This is a genomic window from Ideonella margarita (assembly GCF_038066635.1).
Taxonomy (GTDB): Bacteria; Pseudomonadota; Gammaproteobacteria; order Burkholderiales; family Burkholderiaceae_C; genus Ideonella; species Ideonella margarita.
The window spans coordinates 186,083-210,261 of record NZ_JBBUTI010000001.1 but is presented as its reverse complement, the minus strand read 5'-3'; the positions used below and the strand labels follow the sequence as shown (position 1 = coordinate 210,261).

Sequence of the window (24,179 nt, the reverse complement as noted above, 5' to 3'; positions counted from 1 at the left end):
TGCCCGCAAATGCAGCACCCCGCCCGCCACACGGGATCTGACCCGCCGACGCGGTTCGTGACACATTCCTATAATCATTGTTTTGCCGTCACCCGAAACGCTGCACCGTGCCAACGATCACCACAACAACGCCAGAGGCCGCAGATGCCCGATCGATCGACCCGATGCAGGCGGACATGCAGTGCGTCGACGCGGTCATCCGCGAGCGCCTGAGCTCTGACGTTGCGCTGGTTGAGCAGATCGGTCACTACATCGTGACCGCAGGCGGCAAACGCATCCGCCCCCGGCTGGTCGTGCTGTTTGCCAAGGCCCTGGGCTACACGGGCACGCACCATCACACGCTGGCGGCCACGGTTGAATTCATCCACACCGCCACGCTGCTCCACGACGACGTGGTGGACGAGTCCTCGCTGCGCCGCGGCCGTGCCACGGCCAATGCGATGTTCGGCAATGCCGCCAGCGTGCTGGTGGGCGACTTCCTCTATTCACGCGCGTTCCAGATGATGGTGACGGTCGACCGCATGCGCGTGCTCGACGTGCTGGCCGACGCCACCAACGTGATTGCCGAAGGCGAAGTGCTGCAGCTGATGAACATGCACGACCCGGACATCAGCATCGATGACTACCTGCGCGTGATTCGCTACAAGACTGCCAAGCTGTTTGAAGCCAGCGCGCGCCTGGGTGCCGTGCTGGCGGACGCATCGCCGGAAGTCGAAGAGCGCTGCGCCGGCTACGGCCGCGCGCTGGGCACAGCCTTCCAGCTGATCGATGACCTGCTGGATTACGAGGGCAACACCGAAGCGCTGGGCAAGAACGTGGGCGACGACCTGCGCGAAGGCAAGCCGACCCTGCCGCTGCTGGTGGCCATGGCCCGCGGCACCGAGGAAGAGCGCCAGCTGATCCGCCACGCCATCGAGCACGGCGAGGAAGCGCGATTGCCCGACATCATCAGCATCGTGCGCCGCACGGGCGCCCTCGACGCCACGCGGGAAGCCGCCCGAAAAGAAGCCGCCGTCGCAGCAGAATGCCTTTCTTCGCTGCCCGACTCGGAATCGCGAAAAGCTCTGCTAGAATTCTGTGCTCGGTCGGTGGGGCGTTCTTCTTAAGAAGCTCGGCTCCTCAGATCAACACCACGGGGTGTAGCTTAGCCTGGTAGAGCGCTACGTTCGGGACGTAGAGGCCGGAGGTTCGAATCCTCTCACCCCGACCAGACATGAGATCCGGAACATCTGCTTCGCGCAACGGTGTTCCGGATTTTTCATTTGTGCGGCGCAACTTGCGTCTTCGGCAACATCGCCCCGCTCTGCGCAACCACTTGCCACCGGTGCTGCCGCACCTGCACGGCCCCAGCTGGACAACGCGCCCCCCAGGCTGCGCGAACATGTTGTCACAGCGGTGTTGCAGTGAAACGATCCCGCGGCGCCCGTCGGTTTACAGCCTTCCCCGCTTCAGCGATGATGAATGATCGTGGGCTGATTGCGTCTTTTTCAAGCGTTTCTCCGTGGACACCATCATTGATGCTTCTTCTGCTGCCTTGTCCGGCGTGGCCCGGGTCTTGGTGCATGGCGGAAAACTGAACGCCAAACTGGCCGAGACACTGGCGAACAGCGCTCGGGACAAGAAGGTCAGCTTCGTCTCCGAATTGATGGCCTCGGGCAGCATGACGCCCAATGCGTTGGCGCACACCTTGTCCCAGGCACTCTCCGTGCCGCTGCTGGACCTGGACGCCGTTGATGCCACACGCCTGCCCAAGTCGGCCATCGACAACAAGCTCATTGCGCAATACCAGGTCATGCCCCTGGGCCGTCGCGGCAGCCGGCTGTTCCTGGCTTGCGCTGACCCCACCGACCAGGAAGCCGGCGAGCGCATCAAGTTCGCCACCCAGCTGGCGCCCGAGTGGGTGGTGGTGGAGTTCGACAAGCTCAAGCGCCTGATCGATGAGCAGACGACGACGACGACGCAGGCACTCGACGCGCTGGCCACCACCGATTTCGACTTTGACGTCTCTGAAGACGACCCCGCCGCGGCCGCGCCTACCCAGGAAGTGACCAGCGACGTGGAAGACGCGCCCGTGGTGCGCTTCCTCCAGAAGATGCTGGTGGACGCGATCAACATGCGCGCGTCTGACTTGCACTTCGAGCCCTACGAATTCAACTACCGCGTGCGCTTCCGGGTCGACGGCGAACTGCGCGAGATCACGCAGCCGCCCATCGCCATCAAGGACAAGCTGGCCTCGCGCATCAAGGTCATCTCGCGCCTCGACATCGCTGAAAAACGGGTGCCGCAAGACGGCCGAATGAAGCTGCGCTTCGGCACCAAGTCGATCGACTTCCGGGTCAGCACGCTGCCCACGCTGTTCGGCGAGAAGATCGTGATCCGTATCCTCGACTCGTCCAGCGCCAAGCTGGGCATCGAGGCGCTGGGCTACGAGCCCGAGGAGAAGGCACGCCTGCTGCATGCGGTGAACCGCCCCTACGGCATGGTGCTGGTCACCGGCCCCACGGGTAGCGGCAAGACGGTGTCGCTTTACACCTGCCTGAACATCCTGAACCAGCCTGGCGTCAACATTTCCACCGTGGAAGACCCGGCGGAAATCAACTTGCCGGGCATCAACCAGGTCAACGTGAATGACAAGGCGGGCCTGAATTTCTCGGCAGCCCTGAAGTCGTTCCTGCGTCAGGATCCGGACATCATCATGGTCGGCGAAATCCGCGACCTGGAAACCGCCGACATCGCCATCAAGGCCGCCCAGACGGGCCACCTGGTGCTCTCGACCCTGCACACGAACGACGCACCGTCCACCCTGAACCGCCTGCTGAACATGGGCGTGGCGCCGTTCAACATCGCGGCCAGCGTGCTGCTGATCACGGCGCAGCGTCTGGTTCGGCGCCTGTGCGAGAGCTGCAAGCAACCGACCGAATACCCGCTGGAGGCCTTGCGCAAGGCTGGCTTCACGGAAGAAGACCTTGACGGCAACTGGCAGCCCTACAAGCCGGTCGGCTGCACCGCGTGCAACAACGGCTACCGCGGTCGCGTGGGCATCTACCAGGCCATGCCGATCACCGAAGCCATGCAGCGCCTGATCCTGAACAACGGCACGGTGTCCGACATCGCCCGACAAGCCCACGTGGAGGGCGTGCGTGACTTGCGCCAGTCCGGGCTCGTCAAGGTCAAGCAGGGCTCGACGACACTTGAAGAAGTGATCGCGGCGACGAACGAATAAAGCGCGCCCACCAGCGCACCTCAATTGAACCTCACCCCCGGTACCGACCGGAGACGCAATGGCAACAGCAGCGGCGAAGAACATCAAGGAAGCAACCTTCGAATGGGAAGGCAAAGACCGCAACGGCAAGATCGTTCGCGGTGAGCTGCGTGCTGGTGGTGAGGCCGCTGTCAGCGCCAGCCTGCGTCGCCAGGGCATCCTGGTCAACAAGATCAAGAAGCGCCGCGTCAGTGGCGGCCGCTCGATCGGCGCCAAGGACATCGCCATCTTCACGCGTCAGCTGTCGACGATGATGAAGGCTGGCGTGCCCCTGCTGCAGGCCTTTGACATCGTGGCCCGCGGCAGCACGAACCCGCGCCTGACACGCCTGCTGCTCGAAATTCGCGGCGACGTGGAGACCGGCACGAACTTGTCCTCGGCGTTCCGCCGTCACCCGCTGTACTTCGATTCGCTGTATTGCAATCTGGTGGAAGCCGGTGAGGCCGGGGGTATTCTGGAAGAGCTGCTGGCCCGCCTGGCGCTCTACCAGGAGAAGACGCTTGCCATCAAGCAGAAGGTCAAGTCGGCCTTGATCTACCCGATCTCGGTGCTGGTGGTGGCCTTCATCGTCGTGACGATCATCATGATCTTCGTGATCCCGTCGTTCGAGTCGGTGTTCAAGGGCTTCGGCGCCGAACTGCCGGCCCCCACGCTGTTCGTGATCGCGATGAGCAAGGTCTTCGTCGCCTACTGGTGGGCCATCTTCGGCGCCATCTTCGGCGGCGGCTACATGTTCCTGCAGACCTGGAAGCGCTCCGAAAAGATGCAGGTCGCGATGGACCGGTTGTTCCTGCGCATGCCGATCTTCGGCGACCTGATCCGCAAGGCCGTCATCGCCCGCTGGACGCGCACGCTGTCCACCATGTTCGCGGCCGGTGTGCCGCTGGTGGAGGCGCTTGATTCGGTCGGCGGCACCGCCGGCAATGCGGTGTATGCCGCAGCCACCGAGCAGATCCAGCGCGACGTGGCGTCGGGCACGGCGCTGACTGCCGCCATGAGCACCACCGGCGTGTTCCCGAACATGGTGTTGCAGATGGCCGCCATCGGTGAAGAATCGGGTGCGCTTGACGACATGCTGGCCCGCGCGGCCGAGTTCTTCGAGGAAGAAGTGGATGAGGCCGTGAAGGGCCTGTCCAGCCTGCTGGAGCCGGTCATCATCGTCTTCCTGGGCACCTTGATCGGCGGCATCGTTGTCGCGATGTACCTGCCTATCTTCAAGCTCGGCGCTGTGGTCTGAGTTCAGCTGATGTTTGCTCCCGAGATGTTGGCGGTGTGGTTGTCCCCCGTCGTGATGGCGTTGTTCGGCCTGTGTGTCGGCAGCTTTCTGAATGTGGTGATCCACCGCCTGCCGCGCATGATGGAGCGGCAGTGGTGGGCTGATGCCGGCCTGCAGATCGGCGACGCCGACTCCTGGCAACGCACCTTCGGCAAGGCCGCACCCAAGCCGCTGGCGGCCACGGCCACCCAGGTCCAGGCCGAACTGGAGGCGCTGGGGCCGATGACGCTGTCCAAGCCGGCATCCACCTGCCCGTCCTGCGGCCACCGCATCCGCTGGTATGAAAACGTGCCGGTGCTGAGCTGGCTCTGGCTGCGCGGGCGCTGCTCGGCCTGCAAGACGCGCATTTCGGCGCGCTACCCCTTCATCGAATTGCTGACGTCCGGTCTGTTCGCCGCCGCCGCCTGGCGGTTCGGCCCCGAGCCTGTCACGCTGGCCTGGTGCGGCGTGCTGGCGGTGCTGGTGGCGCTCACCGCCATCGACTGGGACACCACCCTGCTGCCCGACTCCCTGACGCTGCCGCTGCTGTGGGCCGGTCTCGTGGCCGCCTGCCTGGGCTGGACGCTGCCGCTGTCCACGGCCTTGTGGGGCGCGGTCGTGGGCTACCTGTCGCTGTGGTCGGTGTACTGGTTCTTCAAGCTGGCCACGGGCAAGGAAGGCATGGGGTACGGCGACTTCAAGTTGCTGGCCGCGCTCGGCGCCTGGCTGGGCTGGCAGGCCATCCTGCCAATCGTGCTGATGTCGTCCGTGCTGGGTGCCATCGTCGGCATCGGGCTCAAGCTCACGGGCGGTCTGCGCCAGGGCCGGTATGTGCCCTTCGGCCCGTTCCTGGCCGGTGGCGGGGTGGTGGTGATGCTGGCGGGCACCGCCCGGGTGCTGGGCTGGATCGGGCAGTGAACCTGCGCATCGGGCTGACCGGCGGCATCGGCAGTGGCAAATCCACCGTCGCCGCCATGCTCGTCGAGCTCGGCGCCCACCTGGTCGATACGGACGCCATCGCGCGTGAACTGACCCTGCCGGGCGGAGCCGCGATGCCCGCCATCGTGGCCGCCTTCGGACCAGAGGTGCAAACACCCGACGGCGCGCTGGACCGCCCCCGGATGCGAGAGATCGTCTTCCACGACCCCGCTGCCAAGCAGCGCCTGGAAGCGATCTTGCACCCGATGATCCGCGAACAGACCGAAGCCCGGGCCGCATTGGCCGGGCACGGTCAGGTGGTGGTGTTTGATGTGCCGCTGCTGGCCGAGTCCAAAGGCTGGCGCGAGCGCGTTGATCGCATCCTCGTGGTGGATTGCAGCGAAGAGCGGCAGATCGAGCGGGTTCAAAGCCGGAGCGGCTGGCCCGCAGACGCAGTGCAGCGGGTGATGGCGCAACAAGCCACCCGGGCACAGCGGCTGGCCATCGCCGACGACGTGATCCGCAATGAGGAACTGTCGCTGCCGGATTTGAAGCGTGCCGTTGCCGAAGTCTGGGCCAATTGGCCGCGATTTGACTGAATCACGGCAAGGGTGTGAAACAATCGTTGCTGCACCTGCCAGGAAAGCCCACCTTGGTCCTCTACGAATACCCGTTCAACGAAGGCATCCGCACGATGCTGCGCCTCGAGCACCTGTTCGAGCGCCTGCAGACCCTGACGCCCCGGGAAGACGCGGTAGACCATCACTTCGCGCTGGCCACGATCTTCGAGATCATGGACGTGGCGTCGCGTGCTGACCTGAAGTCTGATCTGCTGAAGGAGCTGGAACGCCACAAGGCCCAGCTGCTGAGTTACCGCGGCAATCCGAACATCTCCGAAGCGGCCCTCGATGAAGTCATCGGGCGCATCGACCACGCCTTCAGCGGCCTGAACCAGCTCTCCGGCAAGGCCGGCCACACGCTGACCACGAACGACTGGCTGATGAGCATACGCAGCCGCATCAGCATCCCGGGCGGCACCTGCGAGTTCGACCTGCCGGCGTATTTCGCGTGGCAACAACTGCCCGCAGGGCGCCGCCAGGACGACCTCGGCCGCTGGATCGCCACGCTGTGGCCGTTGGCCGAAGCCCTGCGCGTGCTGCTCAACCTGCTGCGTGACAGCGGCGTGCCGCACAAGGTGCTGGCCGCCGGTGGCAATTACCAGCAAAGTCTGCCCCAGGGCCGCACCTACCAGCTGCTGCGTCTGCGCATCGATGAAACCCTGGAACTGGTGCCTGAAATCACCGGCCACCGCTTGATGGTGACCGTGCGGCTGATGAAGGCTGATGCCGAAGGCCGCCTGCGCCCCTGCGGCTCCGACACCCCGTTCGATCTGGCGCTGTGCTCCTGAGCGATCGCGCCAGCGGCCATCTGAACACCCGCCTTTCCGCCTTCCCTGTCCCATGACCACCCCGTCACAACCGGCCGAAGGCCGTGCGATCGAAGTGCGCTGCCCAGGTTGCGGCGCCATGACGCTCTACAGCGCCAGCAACCAGTACCGGCCCTTTTGCAGCGCCCGCTGCCAGGGCCATGACTTTGGCGCATGGGCCAGCGAGGCCTACCGCGTTGAAGCCAAGCCCAGCGTCGAAGACATCGACGACTGAGCGGGGCATTTCACGGACGCGCTCCGTGGACCCCTTGAAAGCCAGCCGACCGTCCCTATAATCCTTGTTAGCACTCAAGTTAGCCGAGTGCTAACAACCGGTTCGGCAGCTTGTCGACCGTTCGGGCCCGGCCTCAGCCGATTTTCCGAGCCGCCGGTTGTGAACTGGCATCCGCACTCCGGTGCAGGTGCCCACCTTGAGTCCCATCGCAACATTTTCTGGAGATGCCATGAAACTTCGTCCTCTGCACGACCGCGTGATCGTCAAGCGCCTGGAACAAGAAACCAAGACCGCCCTGGGCATCATCATCCCGGACAACGCCGCTGAGAAGCCGGACCAGGGCGAAGTCCTGGCCGTCGGCCCGGGCAAGCGCAACGACAAGGGCGACTTCGTTGCCCTGAACGTGGCCGTCGGCGACCGCGTGCTGTTTGGCAAGTACAGCGGCCAATCCGTCAAGGTTGACGGCGAAGAACTGCTGGTGATGCGCGAGGAAGACCTCTTCGCCGTGGTGCAGAAGTAATCTGCCCCCATCACCCACCTCATTGAACTGAATTCGGAGAATTGAACATGGCAGCAAAAGACGTCATCTTCGGCGGCGAAGCACGTGCTCGCATGGTTGAAGGCGTGAACATCCTGGCCAACGCGGTCAAGGTCACCCTGGGCCCCAAGGGTCGCAACGTGGTGCTCGAGCGCTCGTTCGGCGCCCCCACCGTGACCAAGGACGGTGTGTCCGTGGCCAAGGAAATCGAGCTGAAGGACAAGCTCCAGAACATGGGCGCGCAGATGGTCAAGGAAGTTGCTTCCAAGACCAGCGACAACGCCGGTGACGGCACCACCACCGCCACCGTGCTGGCTCAGTCCATCGTGCGCGAAGGCATGAAGTACGTGGCCGCCGGCATGAACCCGATGGACCTGAAGCGCGGCATCGACAAGGCTGTGCAAGCCCTGATCGTCGAGCTGAAGAAGGCTTCGAAGGCCACCACCACCTCCAAGGAAATCGCTCAAGTCGGCACCATCTCGGCCAACTCTGACGAATCCATCGGCGAAATCATCGCATCCGCGATGGACAAGGTGGGCAAGGAAGGCGTCATCACCGTTGAAGACGGCAAGAGCCTGAACAACGAACTCGACGTCGTCGAAGGCATGCAGTTCGACCGCGGCTACCTGTCGCCGTACTTCATCAACAACCCTGAAAAGCAAGTCGCCCTGCTGGACAACCCGTTTGTCCTGCTGTTCGACAAGAAGATCAGCAACATCCGTGACCTGCTGCCGGTGCTGGAAGCCGTCGCCAAGGCTGGCCGTCCGCTGCTGATCATCGCTGAAGAAGTTGACGGCGAAGCGCTGGCCACCCTGGTGGTCAACACGATCCGCGGCATCCTGAAGGTTGTCGCCGTGAAGGCCCCTGGCTTCGGCGATCGCCGCAAGGCCATGCTGGAAGACATCGCCATCCTGACGGGCGGCAAGGTCATCGCTGAAGAAGTCGGCCTGTCCCTCGAGAAGGTGACGCTGGCTGACCTGGGCCAGGCCAAGCGCGTCGAAGTGGGCAAGGAAAACACCACCATCATCGATGGCGCTGGTGAAGCTGCCGACATCGAAGCCCGCGTGAAGCAGATCCGCATCCAGATCGAGGAAGCCACCTCCGACTACGACCGCGAAAAGCTGCAAGAGCGCGTGGCCAAGCTGGCTGGCGGCGTGGCCGTGATCAAGGTCGGCGCTGCCACCGAAGTCGAAATGAAGGAAAAGAAGGCCCGTGTCGAAGACGCGCTGCACGCTACCCGTGCTGCCGTTGAAGAAGGCATCGTGGCTGGTGGTGGCGTGGCTCTGCTGCGTGCACGCCAGGCTGCCGGCACCATCAAGGGCGACAACGCCGACCAGGACGCCGGCATCAAGCTGGTCCTGAAGGCCATCGAAGCTCCGCTGCGCGAAATCGTCTACAACGCCGGTGGTGAGCCGAGCGTGGTGGTCAATGCCGTGCTGGCTGGTTCGGGCAACTACGGCTTCAACGCCGCCAACGACACCTATGGCGACATGATCGACATGGGCATCCTGGACCCGACGAAGGTCACCCGCACCGCCCTGCAGAACGCCGCTTCGGTGTCGTCGCTGATGCTGACGACCGAGTGCATGGTGTCCGAGTCCCCCAAGGATGACGCTCCGGCCATGCCGGGTGGCGGCATGGGTGGCATGGGCGGCATGGGCATGGACATGTAAGTCCTGCACAGCGCTTTTTGCGACTGAGCACGAAGGGGGCCCGCAAGGGCTCCCTTTTTTTTCGTTTGTCATGGCCCGCCGTCACAATCCGCACATGCGATTTGCCCTCTCCAGCCTGCTCGCCGCTCTGGCTCTCCTGCTCACCGATGCCAGCGCCCTGGCCGCAAGCTTGCCCAGCGCAAGCGCAGCCACCGCGCCCGACACCCCTGAGCCGAAGCCGACGCCGCAGTCGGTCACCCCACCCACCGGCACCCCTGTCCCCATGGCGCTGCCCCGCCCGCGGGTCGGCCTGGTGCTGTCTGGCGGTGGTGCACGCGGCCTGGCCCATGTGGGCGTGCTGAAGGTGCTGGAGGCGGCGCATGTGCCGATCGACGTGATCGCGGGCACGTCGATGGGCGCCATCATTGGCGGGCTGTACGCCAGCGGCATGCCCGCCGACGAGATCGAGCGTGAGCTGCTGAAGGTCGACTGGAACCGGCTGTTCGCCACCCGGGTGAACCGCCAGCAGATGTCGCAGCGCCGCAAGGAAGAAGACTTCGAGATCGCCAGCGCGATCGAGATGGGTTACCGCGACGGCGAGTTCCGTGCGCCGCAGGCCGCCGTCTCCAGCCGGGGTCTCGAAACCCTGCTGCGCCGCTACACCCTGCCGGTGCGCACCACCGAGCAGTTCGACCGCCTGCCCATTCCCTTCCGCGCCGTGGCCACCGACATGGAAAGCGGTGAGGCGGTGGTGATGGACCATGGTGATCTGGCCATGTCGCTGCGCTCCAGCATGAGCGTGCCGGGCGTGTTCCCGTCCACCGAAATCGAAGGCCGGGTGCTGGGTGACGGCGGCCTGGTGAACAACGTGCCGATTGACGTGGCCCGGGCCATGGGCGCGCACATCGTGATCGTGGTCAACATCGGCACGCCGCTGGCGGGTCGCGACACGCTGAATTCGGCGATCGGCCTGACGGCCCAGATGATCAACATCCTGACGGAGCAGAACGTGCGGCGCAGCCTCGCGACGCTGCTGCCGACCGACATCCTGATTGCGCCCGATCTCGGCACGCTCACCTCGGGCGATTTCGAACGCACCCGTGATCTGATCAGCCTGGGCGAAGCCCACGCCCTGCAGCAAATCTCCCGCCTTGCAGAGTTGGCCCTGCCGCCGGAAGACTACGCCGGCTGGCGCCTGGCACGCCGCCCGAACGAGCCGGCTGCGCCTGTCATCCAGCGGGTGGTGTTTGAAGGCTCCGAGCTGACCAACCCGGCGCGTTTCGAAGTCCAGTTGCTGAGCAAACCCGGCCAGCCTTTTGACTCACAGAAGGCCGCACGCGACGCCTACAACCTGGCCGCGAGCAACGACTACCTGCGGGTCGATTACCACCTCTACAGCGCGCCGGAAGGCGAGACGCTGCAGTTCGAGCTGGAGGACAAGCCCTGGGGGCCGAATTACCTGCGCGTGGGGCTGGATCTGTCCACCGACTTCTCCGCCCGCAGCGCCTTCAACGTGAAGATCAGCCACAACCGACATTGGCTCACGCCAGCTGGCACCGAATGGCGCAACCGCATCCAGATCGGCGAGGTACCGACCATCTTCACCGAGCTGTATCACCCGCTGAACTGGAAGCTCGGCATCTCGGACGACTGGTTCATCTCGACCTATGCCCAGGCGCAGCGGCGTCGCCAGACCTTGTTCCTCAACGAGACGGACACCGAGCTGGGCCAGGTGCGCCGCACCGAAAGCCGCGTCGGCATTGACCTCGGCCAGCCCTGGGGCAACCTGGGTGAGCTGCGCATGGGCCTGGTGCAAGCCATCGGCCGCACCAGCCCGCTGATCCTGTCAGCCGACTACGCCGGCCCGCAAAGTGCCGCCGTGTGGCGCGAAACCGCCGTGCGCGCCCGCATGGTGGTAGACCAGCTCGACTTCGCCAACTTCCCGCAGCGGGGCTACCGCGTGACCAGCGAACTGCAATACGGCCGCCGCCACCAGGTGGTGTCCGAGAACCTGACACGGGTGGAGTTCGAGGGCCAGGCCGTCACCAGCGTCGGTCGCCACACCTTCAGCGTCTATGGCCAGGTCAAGGCCGCCGACGCCAGCCAGGACACCTTGGGGGGCCAGTACCAGCTCGGTGGCTTCCAGCAGCTGTCGGGGTACCAAAGCGGCCAGTTGACCGGCAACGCCGTGCTGCTGGGCCGGGTGGGCTGGTACCGCCGCCTGGCCGATCCACCGGTCTTTGCGCGCGGCTTCTTCGTGGGCGCCACGCTGGAGGCCGGCAACGCCTGGGCTGACCGCCGCGCCATCACCCTGAACGGCCTGCGCGCCGGCGGCAGCCTCTACATGGGCGCAGATACCGGCATCGGCCCGATGTACCTGGGCGTGACCTGGGCGCCTCGCGGCGAAACCGGCCTCGCGCTGTTCATCGGCCGGCCTTGAGCGCGGCGAGCTCCTCGCGCACGGCAGCCAGCACCAGCGCGGGCTGCTCGTGGATCAGCCAGTGGCTGGCGTCGGGCACACGGGTCACGCGCAGGTCGGGCACATGCTCGGCCAGGCCGTCCAGCAAGCTGGGTGGCAGTGCACGATCGGCCTCGCCCCACAGCACCCGCACAGGCACGGGCACATGCGTCATGCTGGCGGGCAGGCTCAGTTGATGGATCGCATCCGTCACACCCAGGGGCGGTCGCAAAGGCGATGCCCGGTACCAGTTGAGCTGCGGATCGAGACCGCGCGCCCATACCGCCCGGTACTGCGCGCGCATCGCCGGCGTCAGCCAGCCGTCGTCGCCTGAAGCAGCCGGGCTCATGGCCTCGAAGAACTGCCACATCGGTGCGAAATCATCGGCTGACAAACGCGTGGCGGCATCGGCCTCGCACAGCATGTTCATGTAGGCGCTGGCGGCCTGCTGCGCCGGGTCGTCCCGCAGGGCCTGAAGGAACAGCGCGGGGTGCGGCGAATTGATGATGAGCAGGCGCCGCAGCAACTGCGGGCAAGCCGCGGCCAGGTTCCAGGCCACCGCACCACCCCAGTCGTGGGCCACCAGCAAGTCGACGGGGCCGCCCGTTGTTTCAATCAGCTCGGCGATGTCCGCCACCAGGGTGCGGGCCCGGTAGGCCGCCGCACCGTCTGGCGCATCGGACGCGCCGTAGCCGCGCTGGTCGGGCGCCAGCACATGGGCCTCATCGGCCAGCGCCGTCATCAGCGGCTGCCAGATGAACGCGGCCTCGGGGAATCCGTGCAGCAGCAGGACGCGCGGAGAACCCGGCGCGCCCGACTGGTGCAATTGCAGCTGCACCCCTTGCGAGGGCAGCAGATGGCGGCTGGAAGACAGTGGCATGGCGGCTCCTTGGCTCACCGCAGTATGCGGTGGCGCCGCCATGCTGGCCGTCAAACTGGCGACAGGGGCTCGGCGGGGTCGGCCGGCAGGTCGGTCGCTGCTGCGGCAGGCGATGCCGTTGTATCACCGGCAACGTCACCCGTTGTCACGGCGGCCACGGCAGCCGCTGCCGCGGCGTTGTGCGCATGGGTCCAGCCGTACAGCGTTTCAGCCAGGTCGGCCACGCCCACCTGTTTGGGGCCGGAAAACAACAGCATGCCGAGGTCCGAGGCGTCCGTTGCCAAGTCAGCCAGCACTTCCTGCGCGCTGGCCAGCGACGCGGCCTGCTCGCGCTTGTTGAGCTTGTCGGCCTTGGTCAGCAGCACCAGCAGCTTGACTTCACCCGTGCCCACGCGGGGCGCGATGAACTCCAGCAACTGCTTGTCGAGCGGGGTGAAGCCCAGGCGGCTGTCCACCATCAGCACCACGCCGTGCAGGTTGCGACGCACCTCCAGATAGTCGGCCATCACCTTCTGCCAGCGCAGCTTCGCACTGCGCTCCACAGAGGCGAAACCGTAGCCGGGCAAGTCGGCCAGGTAGGTGTCGGGCGCGTCCTTCGGACCCATCGCGAACAGGTTGATGTGCTGCGTGCGGCCGGGTGTCTTGGAAGCGAATGCCAATTGCCTACGCTGCGCCAGGGTATTGATCGCGGTGGACTTGCCGGCGTTGCTTCGGCCGACGAAGGCGATCTCGCCGAGGTCGCCCTCTGGCAGGTGCACCAACTGGCTGGCGGTGGTCAGAAAACGGGCGGTATGTGCCCAGCCAAGGGCAGTTTTCGCACTGTCTGACAGCGCGTTAGCGCCGGGTCTGGATGATTCGGTCATGGAGCATTGTAAAATCCTTGAGTTAGGTCGCCCGGGAATCTCCCGGATCACCCACAAGAACATTACACCCCGAGGCCCTTCGAGATGAAGTTCCCTGCTGCCAACGCGCTGTCTTTCGTGCTCGCCGCCCTGATCGCGGCTCCCGTCTTCGCCAATGAGGGCGCTGCGGCCCCGGCCAAGGCAGACCTGGCCAAGGGCCAGGAAATCGCGACCAACGTCTGCGCAGCCTGCCACACGGCAGACGGCTCGCGCGGTTCGCCCGCCAACCCGATCCTGCAGGGCCAGCACCCTGAGTACCTGGCCAAGCAACTGGCCGAGTTCAAGGCCGGCAAGCGCGTCAACGCCGTGATGAACGGCATGGCCGCACCGCTGTCTGAAGCCGACATGAAGAACGTCGCCGCCTTCTACGCCAGCAAGCAAGCCAAGCCGGGCGCCGCCAAGAACAAGGACACCGTCCTGCTGGGCGAAAAGATCTGGCGCGGCGGCATCGCCGAGAAGAACGTGCCGGCCTGCGCTGGCTGCCACAGCCCGAACGGCGCTGGCATGCCCGCCCAGTACCCGCGCATCGGCGGCCAGCACGCTGAATACGTCGAGACGCAGCTGAACAATTTCCGCTCCGGCGCCCGCGCCAACAACGCCCAGATGATGACCATCTCCGCGAAGATGAGCGACAAGGAAATCAAGGCCGTCTCCGACTACGCAGCCGGCCTGCGCTGAACCATTCAGCACGGGTGGGCACCTGATGCCCGCCTTAAGCACACACCCGGGGCCGGTCTTTGACCGGCCCTTCTTCATTGGCGCGCCCGCGCCCGGATAATCACCTGATGTCTGCTGTGAACGGCTCCGCCACTGTCCTCCCGCTGCGCCCCTGGCGCCTCGTCCTGGACCTGCTCGCATCGATGCGCTTCGCGATCTCGATGCTGAGCATCATCTGCATCGCCTCGGTCATCGGCACCCTGGTCAAGCAGAACGAGCCCTACAACAACTACATCAACCAGTTCGGGCCGTTCTGGGCGGAAGTCTTCGGCAAGTTCCAGCTCTACAACGTCTACAGCGCGGGCTGGTTCCTGCTGATCCTCGCCTTCCTGGTGATCTCCACCAGCCTGTGCATCGCCCGCAACACGCCGAAGATCCTCGCTGACCTGAAGACCTTCAAGGAAAGCGTGCGGGTGCAGTCGCTCAAGGCCTTCCACCACAAGGGCGACGGCGTGCTGCCGCTCGACCGCGCTGGCGCCCTGGCGCAGGTGGCGGCCGTGCTGGGCCAGCATGGCTGGAAAGCCAAAGCCGAGGTGCGTGAGGACGGCACGATGGTGGCGGCCCGCGCCGGCCGCATCAACAAGCTCGGCTACATCGCGGCGCACTCGGCCATCGTGCTGATCTGCCTGGGCGGGCTGTTCGACGGCGACCTGATCGTCAAGGCCCAGATGTGGTTTGCGGGCAAGACCAGCTTCGACGGCGGCGGCTTCATCCGTGACGTGGCGCCCGAGCACCGCCTGTCGGTGAACAACCCGACCTTCCGCGGCAACCTGCTGGTGCCCGAAGGTGCGCGCTCCGGCACCGCCGTGCTGACCATGCCCGACGGCGTGGTGCTGCAAGACCTGCCCTTCGACATCGAGTTGAAGAAGTTCGTGGTCGACTACTACGACACCGGCATGCCCAAGCTGTTCGCCAGCGAGATCGTGATCCACGACCACGACTACGGCGAATCGAAGACCGCCACGGTCAAGGTCAACGAGCCGGTCTTCCACCGAGGCGTGGCGATCTACCAGAGCAGCTTCGACGACGGCGGCTCGAAGGTGAAGCTGCAGGCGCTGCCGATGCGTGCCGGCGGCAAGGCTTTCGACATCGACAGCCGTGTTGGCGACAACACCCGCCTGAGCAACGGCAACGAGCAACTCACGCTGGAGGTGACCAGCTTGAAGGTCATCAACGTCGAGAACATGGGCGGCGAGGTGAGTGACGCCGTGGATGTCCGCAAGGTCGACCTCGGCGGCACCCTGAACAAGCACCTGGGCAGCGGCGCACGCGGCGACAAGGCCAAGACCCTGCGCAACGTCGGCCCGGCCATCAACTACAAGCTGCGTGATGCCAGCGGCCAGGCGCGCGAGTTCCACAACTACATGTCGCCGCTGATGCTGGACGGCCAGCTGGTGTTCCTCGCCGGCGTGCGCGACAGCCCGGCCGACCCCTTCCGCTACCTGCGCATTCCTGCCGATGAGCGCGGCAGCGTGGACGGCTGGCAACGCCTGCGCCAGGCCCTGCTCGACCCCGAGCTGCGCAACAAGGCCGCCCGCCAATACGCCGCAATGGCCGCACCGGCCGACAAGCCGGAAATGCTGGAGCAGCTGCGCGTGACGGGCCAGCGCGCCCTGGCCCTGTTCGCCGGCGACGAAGTGCCGCCGAACACCACCGGCCCGACGGGTGGCCTGGTGGCTTTCAGCCAGTTCATCGAAAGCACCGTGCCGCAGGCCGAGCGCGCCCGGGTGTCGGAAGTGCTGCTGCGCATCCTCAACGGCAGTTTGTTCGAACTGAATCAACTGGCGCGGGAACAAGCCGGCCTGAAAGCGCTCGAAGTGGGTCCATCCACCGAGACCTTCATGACCCAGGCCGTGATGTCCTTGTCCGACAGCTTCTTCTACCCCGCCCCGGTGATGCTGCAACTGGCTGAATTCAACCAGGTGCAGGCCAGCGTGTTCCAGGTGGCCCGTGCGCCCGGCAAGACGCTGGTGTACCTGGGTGCCGTGCTGCTGATCATCGGCGTGTTCGCCATGCTCTATGTGCGCGAGCGGCGCCTGTGGGTGTGGCTGAGCGACGACCCGGCACAGCCCGGCCACACGCGCGCCCTGGTGGCGATGTCGCTGCCGCGCCGCACCCTGGACCTCGACGCCCAATTTGAGACGCTGCGCCAGCAACTGCTGGCGGGCAGCACCCCGACCGGAGAAAACCCATGAGCACCACCACGCTGACCCTGGGCCGCCCGGGCCTGTTGTCAGGCCGCACGCCATTCGACTGGCTGTTCGCGGCCCTGATCCTGGGCGGAGCCGGCTATGTCTTCTCGCGCTACGGCGGCGCCATGGACGGCTATGAAAAAGGCATCCTGATCGGTGCCGTGCCGAGCCTGATCGCCATGGGCTGGTTCTGGGGCGCCTTGCGGGTGCTGGGGCTGGCCGTAGGAGCGGCAACGCTGCTGGCGATCAACCTGTACCTGCGCACCCCGGACGATTTCGGCGCTGACCTGGCCGCGGGCGAGAAGGTCTTCCTGCTGAAGTATTTCCTCTCCAGCCAGAGTGCCATCCTGTGGATGAGCGTGCTGTTCTTCATGAGCACCGTCTTCTACTGGATCGGCTTCTTCGCCAAGGCCGGCAATGAAGACGCCACCGCACTGAAGCTGGGCTCGCGCCTGGCCTGGGTCGCCGTGTTCATGGCGTTGACGGGCACCATGGTGCGCTGGTTCGAGAGCCACCAGATCGGCGCCGACATCGGCCACATCCCGGTCAGCAACCTCTACGAAGTCTTCGTGCTGTTCTGCTGGCTGACCACCACCTTCTACCTGTACTACGAGCAGCACTACAAGATCCGCTCGCTGGGCGCCTTCGTGATGCTGGTAGTGAGTGCTGCCGTCGGCTTCCTGCTCTGGTACACCGTGGCGCGTGAAGCGCAAGAGATCCAGCCGCTGGTGCCAGCCCTGCAAAGCTGGTGGATGAAGCTTCATGTGCCGGCGAACTTCATCGGTTACGGCACCTTCGCGCTGGCGGCCATGGTGGCCTTCGCCTACCTCGTGAAGCTGCACGCCAGCGCCGGCAGCATCTGGAAGCTCGCGCCGCTGTTCGGCCTGGGCATGGTGCTGTGCTTCGAGCCGCTGGTGTTTCGCCAGTCGGCGAGCAATTCGGTCGCCTACTGGGTGGTGTATGCCGGCGTCAGCGCGCTGATCGTGGGCGGCATCCTGGCCGCGCGCGTGCGCATCGCCGAGCGCCTGCCCAGCTACGAGGTGCTCGATGACGTGATGTACAAGGCCATCGCGGTGGGCTTTGCCTTCTTCACGATCGCAACAGTGCTGGGCGCCTTCTGGGCCGCCGAGGCCTGGGGCGGTTACTGGAGCTGGGACCCGAAGGAAACCTGGGCGCTGATCGTCTGGCTGAACTACGCGGCGTGGCTGCACATGCGCCTGATGAAGGGCCTGCGCGGCGCGGCATCGGCCTGGTGGGCACTGGGTGGCCTGGTGATCACCACCTTCGCCTTCCTGGGCGTCAACATGTTCCTGTCGGGCCTGCACTCCTACGGCGAGCTCTGACCCGCGGGCTTGTGCCCCATCCACCATCAACAGGCCGTTTCACGGCCTGTTGTGCTTTTCAGGATGCGCCCCGGCGTCGTACATTGCGCCATGCCCTACGTACGCCGTGATGCCACCGGCGCCGTGCTGAGCCTGCACCGCCAGGCTGAAGACGGCGCCCAGGAACTGCTGCCGGACCACCATCCGGAAGTGCGGGCCTTCCTGAACCAGCCCGATGCCGACCAGGCCCATTTCGCGCGGCTCGACGCCGACTTCGTGCGGGTGCTGGAAGACGTCATCGACACGCTCATCGGCAAGCACCTGATCAACATCACCGATCTGCCGGCCGAGGCGCAGGCCAAGCTGTTCTCGCGCAAGGGCTTTCGTGAGCGCCGCTCGCTGCAATCGCTCAGCCTGTTCAGCGAGACGGACATGCAGCAGATGCTGCCCGCGACCGAAGGCAAAGTGCCCCCGGCCCGCTGACGACTTGGGTGCGCCAGGCACGCGCGCCCGCCTTGCCCTGCACCCATCAGGGGTCTTGGTGGCGGTGAAGACACGGAACTGGCTGCCGCGCGTAAGGTCTGAGCCTGTTCGCACGACCACTGTGCACTGACCTCACGTTTGTCGAAAGCCAACCTTGCACCTGCTCAAAGACCGCGGTTTCCAGCACCCTGTCGCCTCCGAAATCACCCCGCAGGGGCTGTGGCTCGGGCGCCGCGAATGGTTGCAGCGCACCGCGCTGGCCGGCAGCGGCCTGGCCGCCATGGCCAGCCGCGACGCCATGGCGCAAGTCACGCCGCCCGGTCGCCTGGCCAAGCTGCCCGGCATCAAGAGCGGTGTGGCCGGCGCGATGGTGATGGACAAGGCCACCGCTTATGCCGACGTCACCGGTTACAACAACTTCTACGAATTTGGCACCGACAAGGCCGACCCGGCCCGCACCGCCGGCTCACTCAAGACCCGTCCATGGACGGTGACCGTCGAAGGCGAGGTGCGCAAGCCCGGCGTCTTCGGCATCGAAGACCTGCTCAAGCTCAGCCCGATGGAAGAGCGCATCTACCGCATGCGCTGTGTCGAAGGCTGGTCGATGGTGATTCCGTGGATCGGCTACTCGCTGGCCGAGCTGATCAAGCGCGTCGAGCCCACCGGCAATGCGAAGTTCGTACAGTTCGTGACCCTGGCCGACAAGGCGCAGATGCCCGGTGTGCGCTCCGGCGTGCTTGACTGGCCGTATGTGGAAGGCCTGCGCATGGACGAAGCCATGCACCCGCTGACGCTGCTGGCCTTCGGCCTGTACGGCGAAGTGATGCCCAACCAGAACGGCGCGCCGGTGCGCCTGGTGACGCCCTGGAAGTACGGTTTCAAGAGCGCGAAGTCGATCGTCAAGATCCGCTTCGTCGACAAGCAGCCTGTCAGCAGCTGGGAACGCGCCAACGTGCAGGAATACGGCTTCTATTCCAACGTCAATCCGCAGGTCGACCACCCGCGCTGGAGCCAGGCCAGCGAGCGCCGCATCGGCGAAGACGGCCTGTTCGCCAAGAAGCGCCCGACCCTGATGTTCAACGGCTACGAAGCCCAGGTGGGCCAGCTCTACGCCGGCATGGACCTGAAGAAGTTCTACTGAGATGCAGGCCGTGCTGGTGAACCGGCTGCTGGCGCGTCCGGCGGTCAAGCCCGTGCTGTGGCTGCTGCTGGCCTTGCCGGCGCTGGGCCTGCTGTGGGGCGCCGTGCAGAACACGCTCGGCGCCAACCCCGCTGAGGCGCTGATCCGCAGCCTGGGCGACTGGACACTGCGCGGCCTGTGCCTGACGCTGGCCATCACGCCGCTGCGCCAGTGGACGGGCTGGCATGGCCTGATCCGCCTGCGCCGCAACATCGGCGTGGCCACCTTCCTCTACGGCTGCCTGCACTGGCTGGCCTACGCCTGGCTCGATCAGGGGCTGGACATCGATGCGCTGGTGAAGGACGTCATCAAGCGCCCGTTCATCCTGGTGGGCACCGCAGCGTGGCTGGCGATGTTGCCGCTGGCCCTCACCTCCTTCAATGCCGCCATCCGGGCCATGGGCGGCCGTGCCTGGAAAGATCTGCACAAGGTCACCTACGTGATCGCGCCGGTGGCCTTGCTGCACTTCCTCTGGATGAAATCCGGCAAGCAGGACTTCGCCGAAGTCACGGTGTACGCCCTCATCGTGGGCGTGCTGCTGGGATGGCGCTGGTGGCGCCGCCAGACGGGCAGCGCCTGAAAGCTGCTACGTCTGCAGCTCAACGCGGTGCGCTGCGAATGTCGCTGACCAAACGCGACAGATCGCTCGCCACACGTTGCAGGTCTTGGGCGGAGGGCGGCACGCCGCGCGCCAGTTCCGCCTCCAGCGCCAGGATCTGCGTCACCAGGTCTTGAGCACCCAGCGTCGAGAGCGCACCCTTGAGCCCGTGCAGCAGGTGCCCCACCTGGTCGAGCCGACCGGCTTCGGCGGCTTGCAGCAGGTGTTGATCATCGCTGGCATGGTGATCCACGAACACCTGCAGCAGGCGCTTGAGCAAGGCCTCGTTGCCGCGCATCGCCGCCAGCGCACGGGTCAGGTCCAGGCCCGGGATGCGGAAGTTCAGCCGGGCCGTTGGCTCGGCCTCGCGGCCCTGCCCGCCGGCTGACACCGTCACGTCGCTGCCCAGCCAGCGACGCAGCGCCGCCTCCAGGTCCATCGGGTCTACCGGCTTGGCAACGAAGTCGTCCATTCCGGCCTCGCGGCAGCGGTCGCGGTCGTCCTGGAAGGCATTGGCCGTCATCGCCACGATCGGCGTGTGCGCATGGCCGGGCAGCTTGCGCACCTGCCGCGTCGCTTCCAGGCCGTCCATGGTCGGCATCTGCACGTCCATCAGGATCAGGTCGTAGTGGCTGTGGCGGGCCAGCTCCACGGCTTCCACACCGTCGCCGGCCAGGTCTGGCACCAGGCCCAGCGCCTCCAGCAATTCGGCGCTCACCTCGCGGTTCAGCGGGTTGTCTTCCACCAGCAGCACGCGGGCCCGCGGGTCAGGCGTCCAGCTCGGCAGCACCACCGGCTGGTCAGCCACGCTGCGCCGCAGAGCCCGCATGAGGGCGTCGTGGAGCTGGGACGGTGACACCGGCTTGGCCAGCACGCCTGCAAAGCCTATCTCGCCCACTTCCTCGGGCGGCACCTGGCCGCCCATGGCCGAGATCATCAGGAAGGCCGGCTGCACGGCCAGCGACATGCGGCGGATCTGCCGAGCCGTGGCCAGCCCGTCCATCACCGGCATGCGCCAGTCCAGCACGCACACCTCGAACGCGTCGCCCTCGGCCTCGGCACGGGCCAGCAATTGCAGGGCCTGGCTGCCGCTGTCGGTCACCGTCACCCGCAAGCCCAGCATTTCCAGCATTTCGCCGAAGGCCTCGCGGGCATCGGCCAGGTCGTCCACCACCAGCGCGCGGGTGCCCTCGAAGCGGGTCATCGCGCGGCGCCCAGCCACTGCCACCTGGGCCGACACCAGCGGCAAGTCGAACCAGAAGCGGCTGCCCTGGCCCACCCGGCTATCCACCCTCAGCGTGCCCCCCATCAGGCCCACCAGCCGGCGGCTGATCGTGAGCCCGAGGCCGGTGCCACCGAAGCGCCGAGTGGTAGAGGTGTCCGCCTGCTCGAAGGCCTGGAAGATGCGCAGCTGCTGCGCTTCATCCATGCCGATGCCCGTGTCACGAACCTCGAAGCGCACCAGCGGCTCGCCCTGCGGCCCGCTCAGGCGGCTGAGGTTGACGCGCACATGGCCCTGGTCCGTGAACTTCACGGCATTGCCGATCAGGTTCACCAGCACCTGGCCGAGGCGCAGGTCATCACCGCGCAGAAAGGCCGGCAATGTCGGGTCGATGCGCTGCACCACCTCGATGTCCTTGGCCAACGCCCGGTCGCACACCATCTGGCAGGCCTGGTCCAGGAGGTCATCGACATCAAAGTCGCGACTGGAGAGCGTCAGCTTGCCCGCCTCGATCTTGGAAAAATCAAGGATGTCGTTCAGGATGGCGAGCAGGTGGCGGGCCGCGCCGCCCAGCTTGTCGAGCTGGCTGAGCTGCTGCGGTGAGGCGTCGCGACGGGCCAGGTGCGCCAGGCCGATGATGGCGTTCATCGGCGTGCGGATCTCGTGGCTCATGTTGGCCAGGAATTCGCTTTTCGACCGGGTGGCCGCCTCGGCCTGGTCACGGGCGCGGGCCAGCTCATCGGTGCGCTCGGCCACCAGCTCTTCCAGGTGGTCACGGTGACGGGCCAGCTCCGCATCCAGCATCAGCCGCGCGCGCACGTCCCGCGCCACCGCAGTGAACCGCGGCTGCTCGCTCGTGTTGTTGCGCGAGATGCTGATTTCGACGGCCACCGCATGGCCGTCCCGATGCCGGCCGTTCACATGCCGCCCGGCCGCCATACGCCGCGCCAGCTGCACGTCGCCGCCCTGCGCAAAACGCGTCAGCCAGCGCTGGTGATCATCGGCCACGCCTTCCGGCAAGAGCACCGTCAACGATTGCCCGATGATCTCCGCCTCGGTGTAGCCGAACAATTGCTCGGCGGCGAGGTTGAAGCTGTCGATGCGGCTGTCCGCGGTGAGGGTCAGGATGGCGTCGGGGGCATTGGCCACCAGCTCACGCAGCCGCTGCTCGCTGTCCAGCCGCGCCTTGACCGTGGTGTTCAGCTCATCCGCCATCTGGTTGAAGGCCCGCACCAGGTGATCCATTTCGGACAGCAGCACCGGCGCCATCGGCTGGGCGGCACGCCCCTGGCCCAGGTTGTCGGCCGCGCGAGCCAAGGTGCGCAGCGGCGCGGCCAGCAGGCGGTCGAGCACCAGGTAGAGCACCAGCGCGGCCAGCAGCAGCAAGGCCATCTGCGGCAGGTGCGACTGCAGGCTGCCCTCACGCATCTGCTTCAAGGCGGGCGCCAACTCATAGCGCAGCAGCACCACGCCGTGCCGTGTGCCCCGCAGCTGGCCTTCCGCGGCCGGCCACGGAAAGGCCTGGGTCAGCACCAGTCGCTGGTGCTCGCGGTCCTCATGGAGCTGCGCCGCACCGCCAACCGTCAGGTCGCTGTGCCAGCCGGGCTGCACGTTCGGCAACTCCACCACGGAGCGGCCCCGTTGCGATTGCACGGTGCTGGCCACGACCTCCTGATCCGGCCCCATCACCGCGGCCCAGCCGATGCGCGGATCGGCCATCGACTGCACCACCAGTTCGGCCAGCAGCGCCGGGTCTGACCGCCCGATGCGCTCGGCGGACACGGTCAGCAAGGCCAGCTCGCGCTGGCCGTGCAGGCGCGCGCTGTCCCACTGTTGCTGCTCTTCCTCGGCCCGGCGCTGGGCCAGCGAGGCCGTCATTTCCAGGCCGGTGGCCACCACCAGCAGCAAAGGCAACACCAGCCTCAACGACAAGCGGGGGCGCGGCAGCGGGGGCAGGTTGGAGAGGTTCATGTGGCTGGAAGGAAATGGTCGTCCACCAACAGGCTCAGGTCAGGTCCATCCACCTGCTCGGGCAGCAGCCCGGCCGAACGCATGACCCTGGACAGCATTCGCGCGCTTTCATTCAGACGACCAACATCGGTGGCCAGCCAGCTGTGGTTGGCCGCCGCGTCGGGCAGTTCCAGCTCTTTCAGCACCGCGGCCAGCTCAGCCGGCTCGATGTGCAGCGACTGAGCCATGGCCGCCAGGGCCGGCGACGGATCTGCGCGCCAGGCGGCCAGCGCCGTGAAGTGCCCGTGGACCAGCGCACGAATGCCCTGGGCACAGGCATCAAGGCGATCTGCCTGCACGGCCAGCACATCCACGATGCGGCCGGGCACCTGGGCACTCGAGAACAGCTGCACCGCGCCGTCGCGCCGAAGCAGGTTGCTGGCTGGCGCGTACGTCACCACCGCGTCGACACGGTGCGACCGGTAGGCGGCCACGTGTTCATCAACGGTCAACTCGACCAGCTTCAGCTCGGTGAGGTCCATGCCGTTGACGCGCAGGAAGGCGTCCAGCATCACCGCGGCGGTGGCGCTGGGCTCGACGCCCACGCGCCGGCCACGCAGCTGCTGCGGCCGGGTGATGCCCTCGCGGGCCAGCACCACGTCGGCGCCGAGCGACACGTCGACCACGGCCACCACCCTCAGGTTCAGGCCGCGCGATCGTGCGGTGATGACCTCGTCGAGCGTGAGCGCCGCGCCGTCGAGCGTGCCATTGGCCAGCGAACGCAGGCTGGCGGACGACGACGGCGTTTCAACCAGCTGCACGGCCGCCGGCAAGTAGCCCTGGTCGCGCGCCAGATAAAGCAGCTGGTAGCCCGGCCACGGGTGCGCGCCAAAGCGCAGCGGCTTGGCCCCGCCTCGCCCGCAGGCGGACAGGCCCAGCGCCGCCAGGCAGGCAAACAGAGAACGTCGGCGGAGATGGAGAGGCATCGG

The 24,179-nt window shown here is 66.2% G+C and carries 20 protein-coding genes and 1 tRNA gene; 17 read left to right on the top strand and 4 right to left on the bottom strand.

What is annotated here, in order from left to right; genetic code table 11:
* Positions 1–164: 164 nt before the first annotated feature.
* The 11 genes from ispB to AACH00_RS00925 all read left to right on the top strand — a co-directional run bounded on the left by ispB (position 165) and on the right by AACH00_RS00925 (position 11,726).
* Positions 165–1,106 (top strand): octaprenyl diphosphate synthase, encoded by a 942-nt coding sequence (ispB, locus tag AACH00_RS00975; RefSeq protein ID WP_341397459.1) that lies wholly within the window; start codon positions 165–167, stop codon positions 1,104–1,106.
* A gap of 27 nt (positions 1,107–1,133) precedes the next feature.
* Positions 1,134–1,210 (top strand) — tRNA-Pro (locus tag AACH00_RS00970).
* A 291-nt stretch (positions 1,211–1,501) separates the two neighbouring features.
* On the top strand, positions 1,502–3,223 hold the full coding sequence (pilB, locus tag AACH00_RS00965) for a type IV-A pilus assembly ATPase PilB (RefSeq protein ID WP_341397069.1): 1,722 nt from the start codon (positions 1,502–1,504) through the stop codon (positions 3,221–3,223).
* Positions 3,224–3,281: 58 nt separating this feature from the next.
* Positions 3,282–4,499 (top strand): type II secretion system F family protein, encoded by a 1,218-nt coding sequence (locus tag AACH00_RS00960; protein WP_341397068.1) that lies wholly within the window; start codon positions 3,282–3,284, stop codon positions 4,497–4,499.
* A gap of 9 nt (positions 4,500–4,508) precedes the next feature.
* The gene (locus AACH00_RS00955; protein WP_341397067.1) at positions 4,509–5,435 is read left to right on the top strand and encodes a prepilin peptidase; all 927 of its coding nucleotides are present in this window, start codon (positions 4,509–4,511) and stop codon (positions 5,433–5,435) included.
* On the top strand, positions 5,432–6,034 hold the full coding sequence (coaE, locus tag AACH00_RS00950) for a dephospho-CoA kinase (protein WP_341397066.1): 603 nt from the start codon (positions 5,432–5,434) through the stop codon (positions 6,032–6,034). Before AACH00_RS00955 ends, coaE begins: the two co-directional genes overlap by 4 nt.
* A gap of 53 nt (positions 6,035–6,087) precedes the next feature.
* Positions 6,088–6,843 (top strand): cell division protein ZapD, encoded by a 756-nt coding sequence (gene zapD, locus AACH00_RS00945; protein ID WP_341397065.1) that lies wholly within the window; start codon positions 6,088–6,090, stop codon positions 6,841–6,843.
* Between the two features lie 52 nt (positions 6,844–6,895).
* Positions 6,896–7,096 carry a DNA gyrase inhibitor YacG gene (locus tag AACH00_RS00940; RefSeq protein WP_341397064.1) on the top strand — a complete coding sequence of 67 codons (201 nt, stop codon included), beginning with the start codon at positions 6,896–6,898 and terminating at the stop codon, positions 7,094–7,096.
* Positions 7,097–7,325: 229 nt separating this feature from the next.
* On the top strand, positions 7,326–7,616 hold the full coding sequence (locus AACH00_RS00935) for a co-chaperone GroES (RefSeq protein WP_341397063.1): 291 nt from the start codon (positions 7,326–7,328) through the stop codon (positions 7,614–7,616).
* Between the two features lie 47 nt (positions 7,617–7,663).
* On the top strand, positions 7,664–9,307 hold the full coding sequence (groL, locus tag AACH00_RS00930; RefSeq protein WP_341397062.1) for a chaperonin GroEL: 1,644 nt from the start codon (positions 7,664–7,666) through the stop codon (positions 9,305–9,307).
* A 94-nt stretch (positions 9,308–9,401) separates the two neighbouring features.
* Entirely contained in the window at positions 9,402–11,726 is a 2,325-nt protein-coding gene (locus AACH00_RS00925; protein WP_341397061.1) for a patatin-like phospholipase family protein, read from the top strand.
* On the opposite strand, the gene AACH00_RS00920 is transcribed toward AACH00_RS00925, so the two are convergent.
* Together AACH00_RS00920 and yihA are read right to left on the bottom strand one after the other, a co-directional pair.
* Positions 11,710–12,624: an alpha/beta fold hydrolase gene (locus tag AACH00_RS00920; protein ID WP_341397060.1), complete on the bottom strand. Its 915-nt coding sequence runs from the start codon at positions 12,622–12,624 to the stop codon at positions 11,710–11,712. The two genes, AACH00_RS00925 and AACH00_RS00920, sit on opposite strands and share 17 nt — an antisense overlap.
* A 50-nt stretch (positions 12,625–12,674) precedes the next feature.
* Entirely contained in the window at positions 12,675–13,487 is an 813-nt protein-coding gene (gene yihA, locus AACH00_RS00915) for a ribosome biogenesis GTP-binding protein YihA/YsxC (RefSeq protein WP_341397059.1), read from the bottom strand.
* A gap of 84 nt (positions 13,488–13,571) precedes the next feature.
* Here yihA and AACH00_RS00910 point away from each other — a divergent pair, with 84 nt between their 5' ends.
* The 6 genes from AACH00_RS00910 (at position 13,572) to AACH00_RS00885 (ending at position 20,000) form a co-directional block, all read left to right on the top strand.
* Positions 13,572–14,204, top strand: a complete 633-nt coding sequence (locus tag AACH00_RS00910) for a c-type cytochrome (protein ID WP_341397058.1) — start codon at positions 13,572–13,574, stop codon at positions 14,202–14,204.
* A 107-nt stretch (positions 14,205–14,311) separates the two neighbouring features.
* Entirely contained in the window at positions 14,312–16,438 is a 2,127-nt protein-coding gene (locus AACH00_RS00905) for a cytochrome c biogenesis protein ResB (protein WP_341397057.1), read from the top strand.
* Complete coding sequence (gene ccsB, locus AACH00_RS00900; RefSeq protein ID WP_341397056.1) at positions 16,435–17,778, top strand: c-type cytochrome biogenesis protein CcsB; 1,344 nt, start codon at positions 16,435–16,437, stop codon at positions 17,776–17,778. Before AACH00_RS00905 ends, ccsB begins: the two co-directional genes overlap by 4 nt.
* Before the next feature lie 90 nt (positions 17,779–17,868).
* On the top strand, positions 17,869–18,240 hold the full coding sequence (locus AACH00_RS00895; RefSeq protein WP_341397055.1) for a hypothetical protein: 372 nt from the start codon (positions 17,869–17,871) through the stop codon (positions 18,238–18,240).
* A 154-nt stretch (positions 18,241–18,394) separates the two neighbouring features.
* Positions 18,395–19,381, top strand: a complete 987-nt coding sequence (msrP, locus tag AACH00_RS00890; RefSeq protein WP_341397054.1) for a protein-methionine-sulfoxide reductase catalytic subunit MsrP — start codon at positions 18,395–18,397, stop codon at positions 19,379–19,381.
* A 1-nt stretch (position 19,382) separates the two neighbouring features.
* Positions 19,383–20,000 (top strand): protein-methionine-sulfoxide reductase heme-binding subunit MsrQ, encoded by a 618-nt coding sequence (locus AACH00_RS00885; RefSeq protein ID WP_341397053.1) that lies wholly within the window; start codon positions 19,383–19,385, stop codon positions 19,998–20,000.
* A gap of 19 nt (positions 20,001–20,019) precedes the next feature.
* Here the strand turns inward: AACH00_RS00885 and AACH00_RS00880 are convergent, their stop codons facing one another.
* Positions 20,020–23,211, bottom strand: a complete 3,192-nt coding sequence (locus AACH00_RS00880) for a hybrid sensor histidine kinase/response regulator (protein WP_341397052.1) — start codon at positions 23,209–23,211, stop codon at positions 20,020–20,022.
* Positions 23,208–24,176, bottom strand: a complete 969-nt coding sequence (locus AACH00_RS00875; RefSeq protein ID WP_341397051.1) for an ABC transporter substrate-binding protein — start codon at positions 24,174–24,176, stop codon at positions 23,208–23,210. The genes AACH00_RS00880 and AACH00_RS00875 overlap by 4 nt, the downstream gene beginning before the upstream one ends.
* Positions 24,177–24,179: the final 3 nt, after the last annotated feature.